General features: G+C 46.7%; 7 protein-coding genes, 1 rRNA gene and 2 riboswitches. All 8 genes read left to right on the forward strand.

The window, feature by feature from the left end:
• Positions 1-387 precede the first annotated feature (387 nt).
• Positions 388-1,344 carry an AAA family ATPase gene (locus AS034_RS21190; RefSeq protein WP_058300071.1) on the forward strand — a complete coding sequence of 319 codons (957 nt, stop codon included), beginning with the start codon at positions 388-390 and terminating at the stop codon, positions 1,342-1,344.
• Position 1,345: 1 nt separating this feature from the next.
• Positions 1,346-2,563, forward strand: coding sequence for a DUF58 domain-containing protein (locus AS034_RS21195; protein WP_058300072.1), 1,218 nt, complete (start codon positions 1,346-1,348; stop codon positions 2,561-2,563).
• Positions 2,560-4,767 (forward strand): transglutaminase TgpA family protein, encoded by a 2,208-nt coding sequence (locus tag AS034_RS21200; protein WP_058300073.1) that lies wholly within the window; start codon positions 2,560-2,562, stop codon positions 4,765-4,767. Before AS034_RS21195 ends, AS034_RS21200 begins: the two co-directional genes overlap by 4 nt.
• Positions 4,768-4,807: 40 nt before the next feature.
• Positions 4,808-4,909, forward strand: a riboswitch (purine riboswitch).
• A gap of 385 nt (positions 4,910-5,294) precedes the next feature.
• On the forward strand, positions 5,295-6,848 hold the full coding sequence (gene guaA / locus AS034_RS21205; RefSeq protein WP_058300074.1) for a glutamine-hydrolyzing GMP synthase: 1,554 nt from the start codon (positions 5,295-5,297) through the stop codon (positions 6,846-6,848).
• Positions 6,849-6,990: 142 nt separating this feature from the next.
• Positions 6,991-7,092, forward strand: a riboswitch (purine riboswitch).
• Between the two features lie 117 nt (positions 7,093-7,209).
• On the forward strand, positions 7,210-8,544 hold the full coding sequence (locus AS034_RS21210; RefSeq protein ID WP_032085379.1) for an NCS2 family permease: 1,335 nt from the start codon (positions 7,210-7,212) through the stop codon (positions 8,542-8,544).
• A gap of 184 nt (positions 8,545-8,728) precedes the next feature.
• The gene (gene glcT, locus AS034_RS21215; protein WP_032085378.1) at positions 8,729-9,571 is read left to right on the forward strand and encodes a glucose PTS transporter transcription antiterminator GlcT; all 843 of its coding nucleotides are present in this window, start codon (positions 8,729-8,731) and stop codon (positions 9,569-9,571) included.
• A 305-nt stretch (positions 9,572-9,876) separates the two neighbouring features.
• Positions 9,877-11,958 carry a glucose-specific PTS transporter subunit IIBC gene (ptsG, locus tag AS034_RS21220; RefSeq protein WP_058300075.1) on the forward strand — a complete coding sequence of 694 codons (2,082 nt, stop codon included), beginning with the start codon at positions 9,877-9,879 and terminating at the stop codon, positions 11,956-11,958.
• A gap of 416 nt (positions 11,959-12,374) precedes the next feature.
• Positions 12,375-12,551 (forward strand): 16S ribosomal RNA (locus AS034_RS21225); the annotation flags it as partial.

Here is a 12,551-nt window from a genome sequence, read left to right on the forward strand (position 1 = left end):
TGTTTTGGCACGGCTGGGGCAGGTACGTACGGTGAGTGGAGTGTCAAATCGTGGTCGAAACGTCATTTGGAAGATTATTACCTGTTTTCGAAAGATTTTTGGTCAAATTAAAAGATTTTCCAGCCGAATTCGAAGAATAATCAGTGAAATTAAAAGATTATCGTTCAAAATTCAAAGATTCCGCGCCGCCGCAGCCCAAATCCACGAAACAATCACCACCAGCTTCACCTGCTCCGCTGAAAAAAATGATGCCAGGCACATCCGTATGACAAATTTCCTAAAAATTCGTATTATTTTTCACCCGGAATGGAGGATTTTTGGAAAACGAAACGAAAGTATTAATAGTTAGAGAGAAAAAACATATAAAAGGGATTCAGGAGGGGTCGCATGACACAGGAAGTAGTAAATCCGAAATTGCAGAACGTCGTTGAAAATATAGAGAAAGTCATGATAGGAAAGAGAAAGGTGGCAGAGTTGAGCGTGGTGGCGTTACTCGCCGGCGGTCACGTGCTGCTTGAGGATGTCCCGGGAGTCGGGAAGACGATGATGGTCAGGGCGCTAGCGAAATCAGTGGGGGCAAGCTTCAAGCGGATCCAGTTCACGCCGGATCTTCTTCCGTCGGATGTGATCGGGGTATCGATCTATAATCCGAAGGAGATGGAGTTCAGCTTCAGGCCGGGACCGATCATGGGAAATATCATATTGGCGGATGAAATCAACCGTACCTCCCCGAAGACGCAGTCGGCGCTTCTTGAAGGGATGGAAGAGGGAAGTGTGACGATCGACGGGAACACGCGCAGGCTGGATAAGCCGTTTTTCGTTATGGCCACACAGAATCCGATCGAGTATGAAGGGACCTATCCGCTTCCGGAAGCCCAGCTGGACCGTTTTCTTTTAAAAATGAAAATGGGATATCCAGAGCCGGCTGAAGAGATGGAAGTTCTTCACCGCGCACAGAAGAACCCTCCGATTGATGAGCTGGAGGCTGTGATGACCCTTGAAGAGCTCCGTTATCTTCAGGAAGAAGTGAAGGAAGTACTGGTGGATGACACCATTAAGAAATATATCGTGGATATAGCGGGCCGCACGAGGATCCATGCGAATGTTTATCTTGGAGCCAGTCCGCGTGGATCGATTGCGCTAATGAAGGCGTGTCAGGCCTATGCGTTCTTAAGGGGAAGGGATTTCGTGATTCCGGATGATGTGCAATTCCTCGCACCATTTGTGTTCGCCCACCGGATCATCATGAAGTCGGAAGCCCGTTATGAGGGGATCACACCGGAAGAAGTGGTGGAGCGGGTGATGGCGCGCATCCCGGTACCGGTTCAAAGGCTAGTGAGATAGCATGAAGAACAAACTTCAGATACTAAAGCCGATCGGCAAGCTTTTGCTTCTTCTGCTATTGATTGCCATCACGTTTACGTACGCAATGTTTCAAGGGGGATTTGTGAGCTGGTTCCTTTTTTACAGCTTCATTCCTTTCGCTCTGTATTCACTATTTGTGTTCTTTTATCCGCTTTCCGATTTTTATGTGGAGAGAAGGTTCGAGTCGCTTGAATACAAAGCGGGGGATGAATTGAAGGTGACGCTGACGCTGAGAAGGAAGGTTCCTTTTCCGTTATTTTATATGGTGCTTGAAGATGTCGTGACGGAATCTTTATTCAGGCAGTCAGCATTTCAAAAAGCGAAATCGATGATCTACCCCGGTTTCAGGAGGGAAGTGAAGCTGTCCTACTTCATAGATGAACTCCCGCGCGGTGAACATCTTTATTCCGCGGTACGCCTTAAAACCGGTGACTTTTTCGGGGTATTTGAAAAAGAAGCGGTCATTGAGTGCAAGGATCAGCTCCTAGTTTATCCTTCATTTGTAGAGGTTCAATACAGGCCGCTTGAGAACCGCTACGATCAGGGGATGACCTCATCGAATGTGAAAATACAGAAGGATACGACGATGGCGACGGGTGTTCGTTCGTATCAGCCTGGTGACCGTTTTTCATGGATTCACTGGAAGTCGTTCGCCCGGACAAATGAATTGATGACTAAGGAATTTGAAGAAAGGCAGTCCCATGATGTGCTCATCGTGCTCGACCGTGAGTATTCCGCGGCCTTTGAACCGATGGTCACCTTCACGGCATCCGTCATTCGCTCCATTATCAAAAAAGGAGCGCAGGTCGGTCTGGTGTCGATCGGTGAGGATCATCAATCATTCCCGATCAGGGGCGGAGAAGAACACCAGGGGCAGCTCTTCTATCATCTGGCGAAGGTTCAGCCTGACAGCCGGTTTGCGCTGGGGAAAGTGCTCCAGGGCGAAGGATTGAATTACTCGCAGTCCGCGGCCGTGTTTTTCGTAACGGCTGAAGTTTCGAAAAAAATGATCATGAGTGTGAACAATTATACAAAGCGCAGCAGTTCAGTCGTCATTTTCCTGGTGAAGGCAAAGGGCGAGTCCTATACTGATGAGGAAAAAGCGTTGAAAGCTTATGCGGCCTCACGAGGAATCTGGCTGAAGGCCTGCTATGACGGGGACTTCTCATCAGCCTTTGCGGAGGTGAAGCGGGCATGAAGGGAAAAGCATCAAGCAATCGATTTTATTCCATATTGATCTATCTGTTCGGATTCCTGCTTTTATGGGAATGGCTGAAACCGCTAAAGGTGGTCACCGATACCGGTGATTTATCGTACTTTATCATGTTCATTCTGCTTGCTCTGACACTTTCTTATTTCCGCGTCCACTTCTTACTGTCGGGTACGGTAAAAGCCGTGTTCATCCTGGTCGCCCTGCATGCCCTTTATTTTCAAGGTTCCTTGCTGGGACTTGCCTGGCTGGGTGAGTTTGTAAAGGATGTGTGGCGGAACCTCGGCCTGACGCTGGGCAGGGACTGGTCCGGTTTATCATTTGTGTATCGCAGCCTGCTGTTCTTCATTCTCCTATGGCTGATGACGTATCTGATTCATTACTGGCTGTCGGTCAGGAAAGCGATCCTGCTTTTTTATATCATGACGGTCACCTATATCAGCGTCATCGATACGTTCACGGAGTATGAAGGGGACAGCGCGATCATACGGGTCGTTGTATTTGGATTCCTGCTGATGGGGCTCCTCGCCCTTGAACGGTTGATCCAGGGTGAGAAACTGAATGGGCTGGCAGCGAATATGAACAGGCACCGCTGGATCGTGCCGCTTACCGTGATGCTCGGGGTCAGCTCGATTGTGGCGTTTGCCGCACCTAAAGCCGATCCGCTGTGGCCGGATCCGGTACCTTATATTCAATCATTTGCGGAAGGATCCGGAGGCTTGAGCGGTGTAAACAAGCTCGGGTACGATACTGACGATTCCCAGCTCGGGGGACCGTTCATCGGCGATCCGACCGTTGTCTTCACGTCCGAAGTGACCAGGGAACATTACTGGAGGATCGAGACCAAGGATATGTATACCGGAAAAGGATGGGAGCAATCCTTGGATGAAGAGGATGGTGTCCCGTTCGCTTCTGGTGAAGAGCTTCCGTTCTCATTCACGGCTGAAGATGAGGAGCGCGACCTCGAAACCGAAAACGTAAAAATCGAGAAAGGGTACTCTCATGTGGTTTATCCATATGGGGTTGAAAATGTGATCGGCAACGAAAAGGGCAATTTTGAATTCCTGCCGGTAAAAGAGAAAATAAGAAGTCTCGATGAAAAGGGTGAACCTGTAAACTTAAGTGAATATGCACTCACTTACCGCCAGCCGTCTTATTCCCAAAAAGGGATGAGAGCGGCAAACGAAGGACAGGAAGCGATGCAGGTTCCTGAATTTGTCGAGCGCTATACGCAAATCCCTGCTTCCACTCCGCAGCGTGTAAAGGACCTGGCTGCGGAGATCACGCAGGATAAAAAAGACTGGTATGACAAGGTGCGTGCCATTGAAGGATATTTTGAAAAAGAGGCATTTGTGTACGATCAATTCGACGTACCGGTGCCTGAAGAAGATCAGGACTATGTCGATCAGTTCCTGTTTGAAACTCAAAGGGGATATTGCGACAACTACTCGACTTCGATGGTTGTCATGGTCAGATCCCTCGGTATCCCGGCCCGCTGGGTAAAAGGTTATACAGAAGGGGAATACAGACGCCAGATCGATTCTCAGTACAAGCTTTACGAGGTGTCGAATAACAACGCCCATTCATGGGTGGAAGTATTCTTCCCCGAAGTGGGCTGGGTACCGTTTGAGCCGACCGTCGGCTTCAGCAATAACATTGCCTATGAGTATGACCTCGATGTACCGGATACGGATGAAGATCAGGCCCCGATTCCTGAAAAAGAAGAAACACCTAAAAAGCCGCTGGAGCCAACTGAAGATGAAGCGGCAGGCGGAGGTTTTTCTTTCAAGGATCTTTGGGAAACGATCAAAACCTTCTTCGCCGAGAACTGGGGTAAAATACTGATCGGATTTTTACTGCTGGTGCTTGCAGCGGTGTTGGCCTATATTTTCAGAAGGCGCTGGCTCCCGTATTACCTGATTATTTATTACAGAAGGAGAAAGTCTGAAGATGTCTATTCGGAAGCGTATATCTCCCTGGTGAAACAATTAGGCAGATATGGATTAAAAATGCAGGATGGCCAGACCCTCCGCGGGTATTCCCGTTACATTGATACGTTCTTCGGAACCTATGAGATGACGAGCCTGACCAACCGTTATGAGCGTACGCTGTATGGTCATAAGCCTGATCATGAAGATTGGGTTAAGATGAGAGAATTATGGGAAAATTTAATTAAAAAGACAACTGGTTGACCGCTTCATCAACAAGGTTTAAAATGATGTCAACTTAATAATAGAGTTCGTTAGCATCCTTCGTATATCCTCGATAATATGGTTCGAAAGTTTCTACCCGGTCACCGTAAATGACTGGACTATGAAGGCAGTGTTCTATTTAGACATCAACGCAAGTCCAAAAACTAGAATCCTGCCTTTATACAGGCGGAGTCTAGTTTTTTTGCTTTAAAAGAGGTCATTTTGCGGTTTGAATTCAGTAAAACTAAATGCTTTCTGTGTAGACTGCCTGTTGGTTTTACTGGATCCAGCTTTTGGTTAGAGTGCAGGACGCAGACTCCTGCGGGAAGAGTAGCTGATGTGAGACCCCGGAGGCGATAGCCGAGGAGGCTCACAAGCTACCCGCGGAAAGCGAAGTCCTGCACGGAAACCAAAAGCGTTGTTAAGAAGGCCATTTTAAAAAGAATTGCTAACAAAAAGGATGTATTTGTGGATGGTAAGGGAATCATACACAAAAGAGAGATAAATAAATGGATGAGGTGAACTGAATGCTAGGTAAAGAGGAATTGCATAATCAGGAAATGATCGTCGTTTTAGACTTTGGAAGTCAATATAATCAGTTGATCACACGAAGAATCCGTGAATTCGGGGTGTACAGCGAGCTGCACCCGCACACCATCACCCTTGAAGAAATCAAGGAAATGAATCCGACAGGGATCATCTTCTCCGGTGGTCCGAACAGTGTATACGGTGAAAACTCGTTCCGTTGTGATGAACGTATCTTCGACCTTGATGTCCCGATCCTCGGCATTTGCTACGGCATGCAGCTGATGACGATGCATTTCGGCGGTAAAGTAGAACGCGCCAAGCACCGTGAATACGGGAAGGCTGCCATCAATATCGAGAAAACATCGAAGCTTTTCTCCGGCCTTGAAGATGAGCAGGTTGTCTGGATGAGTCACGGGGATCTTGTTGTAGAAGCCCCTGAAGGTTTTGAAGTGAACGCAACAAACCCGTCATGCCCGATTGCTTCAATGAGTAACGAAGAGCAGGGGCTGTATGCTGTACAATTCCATCCGGAAGTCCGCCATTCTGTACACGGGAATGAAATGCTCAAGAACTTCGTATTCGAAGTGTGCGGCTGTGAAGGCGACTGGACGATGGAAAGCTTCATCGACATGGAAATGGATAAAATCCGCCAGGTCGTCGGAGACAAAAAAGTTCTGTGCGCATTGAGCGGCGGAGTGGATTCTTCTGTCGTAGCAGTCCTGATTCATAAAGCGATCGGCGATCAATTGACTTGTATCTTCGTGGATCACGGCCTTCTTCGCAAAGGGGAAGCGGACAGTGTCATGAAAACTTTCGCTGACGGCTTCAATATGAACGTGATCAAAGTGGATGCTCAGGACAGATTCCTGGACAAGCTCAAAGGTGTATCCGATCCGGAACAGAAGCGTAAAATCATCGGTAACGAATTCATCTATGTCTTTGATGACGAGGCAACAAAATTGGAAGGTATCGATTATCTTGCTCAAGGGACGCTGTATACGGATATCATTGAGAGTGGAACAGCGACTGCGCAGACAATCAAGTCCCACCACAACGTTGGCGGGCTGCCAGAAGATATGCAGTTCACACTGATCGAACCTTTAAATACATTGTTCAAAGATGAGGTCCGCGCATTGGGCTCAGAGCTTGGCATTCCGGATGATATCGTCTGGAGGCAGCCGTTCCCTGGTCCTGGTCTTGGAATCCGCGTACTCGGAGAGATTTCTGAAGAGAAGCTTGAAATCGTGCGTGAATCCGACTATATCCTACGTGAAGAGATCAAGAAGGCCGGTCTTGACCGCGATATCTGGCAGTATTTCACCGTTCTTCCTGATATCCGCAGCGTTGGTGTGATGGGTGATGCGAGAACATATGATTACACAATCGGTATCCGCGCCGTCACGTCGATTGACGGCATGACATCCGACTGGGCACGCATCCCTTGGGATGTTCTTGAAAAAATCTCGACCCGTATCGTAAACGAAGTCGATCACATCAACCGCGTCGTGTATGATGTAACAAGCAAGCCGCCTGCTACGATCGAGTGGGAATAAGCTTCTTAACTAAATAAAATCAGCTCCATCGGAAGGTTGCTGTGTCTCAAACCGAACATTTTATGAATTATTTTTATAAAATGTTCGGTTTTTCTATTGACCGCGGCTGTGTTCGTTGGTACAATAGTCATGTCTTAATAAATCTTAATAGTAATTGTTACGTCGTATAATTTCGGGAATAGGGCCCGAGCGTTTCTACCAAGCTACCGTAAATGGCTTGACTACGAGGTAATTGATAGATGGACTTCGTATTACTGCAAGTCCCTTCTGTTTTTTATCTTACAGTCAAAGCTCTGAACTTTCGGTAGTTCAGAGCTTTTTTATTTTGAGATCTGCGACGGCACGAGGGAGGAGTAAGGATATGAGGAATTTCTTTCAGTTTGAACAACTTGGAACCAACTACAAAAGAGAAATAATCGGGGGACTGACAACATTCCTTTCGATGGCTTATATTTTGGTGGTCAACCCGTTAACGTTGACCCTTCAATCAGTACCGGACCTGCCGGACAGCATGCGTATGGATGCCGGAGCGGTATTTGTGGCAACCGCGCTTGCGGCTGCAATCGGTTCTTTGATCATGGGGCTGCTTGCGAAGTATCCAATTGCGCTTGCACCGGGAATGGGCCTTAACGCATTCTTCGCCTACACGGTTGTGCTGACTATGGGTGTTTCCTGGCAATCCGCACTAACAGGCGTTTTAATTTCAGGGTTGATTTTCATTGCCTTGACCCTTACCGGAATACGTGAAAAAATCATCAATTCCATTCCTGCAGAACTGAAGTTTGCAGTTGGAGCAGGAATCGGGCTGTTCATTACATTTGTAGGTTTTCAGAATGCAGGAATCATTGTCAATAATGATGCTGTTCTTGTAGGAATAGGGGATCTGACACACGGGAACACGCTGCTTGCGATTTTTGGTCTTGTCATTACGGTCATTCTGATGACAAGAGGCGTCAAAGGCGGAATTTTCATCGGGATGGTCGCGACTGCCATCGTTGGGATGATCGTCGGGCTCATCGATACTCCGAAAGGTATCGTGGATGCGGCGCCGAGCCTGTCGCCGACATTCGGGGCTGCGCTTGATCCGCTGTTCAACGATGCGGGCAGCATTTTCACCATCCAAATGCTCGTTGTCGTTCTTACATTCTTATTCGTTGATTTCTTTGATACGGCTGGTACACTTGTTGCCGTTGCAAACCAGGCAGGATTAATGAAAAACAATAAACTTCCGCGCGCCGGCAAAGCATTATTCGCGGACTCTTGTGCGACAGTGGTAGGGGCTATTTTGGGTACTTCAACCACTACGTCGTACATCGAATCTTCCGCGGGGGTTGCGGCAGGGGCAAGAACAGGGTTTGCTTCAGTCGTCACCGGAATTCTATTCTTGCTGTCAATCTTCTTCTTCCCGCTCCTAGCGGTCATCACAGCACCGGTCACAGCACCGGCCTTGATCATCGTAGGGGTCCTGATGGTTTCATCGCTTGGTGAAATCGACTGGAAGAAGTTCGAAATTGCAGTACCTGCATTCCTGACGATCGTTGCTATGCCGCTTACCTACAGCATCGCCACAGGTATCGCAATCGGATTCATTTTCTACCCGATCACGATGATGATCAAAGGGCGCACGAAAGAAATCCACCCGATCATGTACGGACTGTTCGTCATCTTTGTACTGTATTTCATTTTTATTGCTTAACATATTCTTTAAAACTGATCTCTCTTTGAGGTCAGTTTTTTCATTTGAAAAGAGGATGTGACGGAATCGGAGAGAATGTAATACTCAAAGGGAAGTTATATTATTGATAAATGTGTTCATTTTCGTTAAAATCATGAAATCGGATACTTGTCGAAAATGGTCGAAATGATGGGGAGAAATTCATATGTCTACTTTGAGTGTTAAAAAAACATTGAATAACAATGTTCTGATCGCCGAACATGAGAGTTACGGAGAAGTCGTGCTGATCGGGAAGGGAATCGGGTTTAACCGGAAAAAAGGAGATCCGATTCAAAACGATATAGCCGAAAAAATGTTCGTCCTGAAAGGAGAGAAAGAACAGGAGCAGTATAAAAACCTTCTGCCTTTCCTTGATGAGAACATGTCCAATGTAACCATCTCTGCCATCGAACTTATCAGGGAGAGGACAAATTCGTTCTTGAATGAACACATCCATATTGCCCTGACCGACCATATCCTCTTTGCCATCAACAGGCTGATGAGGGGCATGGAAATCCGGAATCCTTTCCTGGTGGAAACAAGGACTCTTTATCCTTTTGAATATGAAATCGCACGTGAAGTAGTGGAAATGATTAACGATATGACCGACGTGAATCTGCCCGAGGGGGAAGTCGGGTTCATCGCCCTCCATATTCATAGTGCGATGATGAATAAAGATCTTTCCGAGGTGAACCAGCATTCCCAGTTGATATCAAGGCTGACGACCATGATCGAACAGCAGCTGGACGTGAAGATAAACAAAGAGAGTGTAGACTATATGAGGCTGGTCCGTCATATTCGATACACAATCGAACGCGTCCTCCGCGAAGAACGGGTGGAGGAACCAGAAAAAATTGCAAAACTGTTGAAAGAGGAATACCCTCTCTGCTATAATCTATCTTGGAAGCTGATCAAGATGATGCAGCAAACATTAAGAAAACCTGTTTATGATGCAGAAGCGGTGTATCTGACGATGCATCTGCAGCGCATACAGACTAAAGTTAAATAATGTACTTATCTATCTTACGTGTTACTGATTCGATCAGGCATGAGTAAAGAAGATAATTGAAACGTGTAAATTGGGGCAGTCTATCCCTATACGTTCATTATCCTCTTTTCTCATGCCTTTTTTTCATGGCCAGCTCCGGCGCCTAGCCCCTCGAGACGTTTCGGACCGCCCAATGAAGTCAAAGAACGACATCACTGGTCGGCCCAAGAGCGTTGGTCGGGGCTGAATGAGGCGCCTGCGCTTTTCTTGTTTGCTATCATCCAATCTGCTGAATAAAACCAATTATCAAAAGGAGGAAAACTCATATGTTTAAAAAGGCTTTTGGCGTTTTACAAAAAGTCGGTAAAGCACTAATGCTTCCGGTTGCGATCTTACCGGCTGCCGGGCTGCTGCTTGCATTTGGTAATGCTTTGCAGAACCCAACACTATTAGAAATAGCTCCATTCCTTTCAAACGGTGGAGTCGAAATGGTTGCCAGTGTCATGGAGCAAGCCGGCGGAATCATCTTCGGTAACCTCGCGCTGCTCTTCGCAGTCGGTGTAGCCATCGGACTTGCCGGCGGTGAAGGTGTTGCCGGGCTGGCAGCAATCGTCGGTTTCTTGATCATGAACGTAACAATGGGAACCGTGGAAGGACTCGGCATTCCAGATGTTACAGGTGAAGGGGTAGACCCTGCGTATGCACTTGTCCTCGGAATTCCGACACTTCAAACCGGTGTGTTCGGCGGTATCATCGTCGGTATTCTGGCAGCGTATATGTACAATCGATTCTTCCAGATTGAATTGCCATCTTATTTAGGTTTCTTCGCTGGGAAACGATTTGTTCCAATTGCCACTGCAGCATCTGCAGTCGTGTTAGGTCTATTGATGCTTGTCATCTGGCCGCCGATCCAAAATGGTTTGAACTCATTCTCAAACTTCATGCTTGGTGAAAACAGAGCATTTGCAGCATTCATCTTTGGTGTAATCGAACGTGCGTTGATTCCATTCGGACTTCACCACATTTTCTACTCACCATTCTGGTTTGAATTTGGTTCGTATACATCTGAAGCTGGCAACATCATCCGTGGTGACCAGGCAATCTTCATGAAACAAATCCAAGATGGTGTGCAGGATCTTACTGCCGGTACCTTCATGACTGGTAAATTCCCGTTCATGATGTTCGGTCTTCCGGCTGCGGCACTTGCGATCTACCATGAAGCGCGCCCTGAGCGTAAAGCGGTAGTAGCGGGTATCATGGGATCTGCTGCTTTGACATCATTCTTGACTGGTATCACAGAGCCGATCGAATTCTCATTCTTATTCGTAGCTCCTGTATTATTCGGGATCCATACAATCTTTGCAGGTCTATCATTCTTGACCATGCACCTTTTGGACGTAAAAATCGGTATGACATTCTCAGGTGGTCTGATCGACTACATCTTATTCGGTCTGATCAACCCGCAGACTAATGCATGGATCGTTATCCCTGTAGGTCTTGTCTTTGCAGTCATTTACTACTTCGGTTTCCGTTTCGCTATCCGTAAGTGGAATCTTATGACTCCTGGACGTGAAGAAGTGGAAGACGAAGATGAAGAAGGTACAGCAGCAGCTGGTGGAGCAGGCGAACTTCCATATAATGTTCTTGAAGCGCTTGGCGGCGAAGAAAACATCGCCCATCTTGATGCTTGTATTACTCGTCTCCGTGTATCCGTTAATGACGCGAAAAACGTTGATAAGCCAAGACTTAAAAAATTGGGTGCCTCAGGTGTACTTGAAGTGGGTAACAGCATTCAGGCGATCTTTGGTCCAAAATCTGATACATTGAAATCACAAATGCAGGATATTATGCGCGGTAAAGCTCCACGCAAAGCACAAACAAGTGCAAGTGAAGAAGTAGAACAGCAAATTGAAGAAGTGAATCCAGAAGCTCTTCAAACAACTGAAGAAGAAAAGCACGAAAGATTTGTAGCGCCTATCACAGGCGAAATCAAAGATATCACAGAAGTGCCTGATCAAGTGTTCTCAGGCAAAATGATGGGAGACGGTTTTGCGATCCTTCCTACAGAAGGAACAATCGTTTCTCCTGTAGATGGTAAAGTCGTAAATGTATTCCCGACAAAACACGCCCTTGGCCTTGAATCCAAGAACGGACGCGAAGTGTTGATCCACGTTGGTATCGACACAGTGAAACTTGAAGGAAAAGGCTTTGAGGCACTTGTAAAAGAGGGAGACCAAGTAGAAGCGGGTCAACCGCTGCTTGAAGTAGACTTAGACTTCATCAAAGAAAACGCTCCTTCTATTATGACTCCGATTGTATTCACGAACCTGAAAGAGGGTCAGCAAGTGACTCTTGAAAAGACAGGCAAAGTGAATCGCAACGATGAGGACATCATCAAGATCGATTGATTTTGTATTAAAAGCCCCTCCGCCTTAGAAAGGTGCAGGGGCTTTTATTTTATATAGAAGAAAAGGGTGCCGGAACCCCTGGTTGGAGCGTATTTGAGAGGGTGTATGAAATTCTATTAAAAAGTTTTGAATTAATTTACCGAAAACTGTTGACGCAACTCGAAATGGTTGATATACTTTAAAAACCGTCGCAAGTGAGACGCGGGAACAACTTCATTTAATAGAAAAGCCAAAAAACTTTTTTAAAAAAGTTGTTGACAAAACCGCTTGAAACTTGGTATGTTGGTTGAGTCGCTTCAAACGAAGCAAGCAACAAATTGAACCTTGAAAACTGAACAAGACAAGACAATACGTCAACGTTAATTCTAGATTTACCGCAACGATTTAATCGTTGCAAACAAGAGCTATTCAAACTTTTATCGGAGAGTTTGATCCTGGCTCAGGACGAACGCTGGCGGCGTGCCTAATACATGCAAGTCGAGCGGATCGATGGGAGCTTGCTCCCTGAGATCAGCGGCGGACGGGTGAGTAACACGTGGGTAACCTGCCTGTAAGACTGGGATAACTCCGGGAAACCGGGGCTAATACCGGAT

It is taken from the genome of [Bacillus] enclensis (genome assembly GCF_001456935.1).
Classification (GTDB): Bacteria; Bacillota; Bacilli; order Bacillales; family Bacillaceae_B; genus Rossellomorea; species Rossellomorea enclensis.

Excerpts from the sequence above, each read along its gene's own strand:
- glcT (WP_032085378.1), top strand. The coding sequence starts at position 8,729 with ATGTCTACTTTGAGTGTTAAAAAAACATTGAATAACAATGTTCTGATC.
- guaA (WP_058300074.1), top strand. The coding sequence starts at position 5,295 with ATGCTAGGTAAAGAGGAATTGCATAATCAGGAAATGATCGTCGTTTTA.
- AS034_RS21210 (WP_032085379.1), top strand. The coding sequence starts at position 7,210 with ATGAGGAATTTCTTTCAGTTTGAACAACTTGGAACCAACTACAAAAGA.
- AS034_RS21190 (WP_058300071.1), top strand. The coding sequence starts at position 388 with ATGACACAGGAAGTAGTAAATCCGAAATTGCAGAACGTCGTTGAAAAT.
- AS034_RS21195 (WP_058300072.1), top strand. The coding sequence starts at position 1,346 with ATGAAGAACAAACTTCAGATACTAAAGCCGATCGGCAAGCTTTTGCTT.
- AS034_RS21200 (WP_058300073.1), top strand. The coding sequence starts at position 2,560 with ATGAAGGGAAAAGCATCAAGCAATCGATTTTATTCCATATTGATCTAT.
- ptsG (WP_058300075.1), top strand. The coding sequence starts at position 9,877 with ATGTTTAAAAAGGCTTTTGGCGTTTTACAAAAAGTCGGTAAAGCACTA.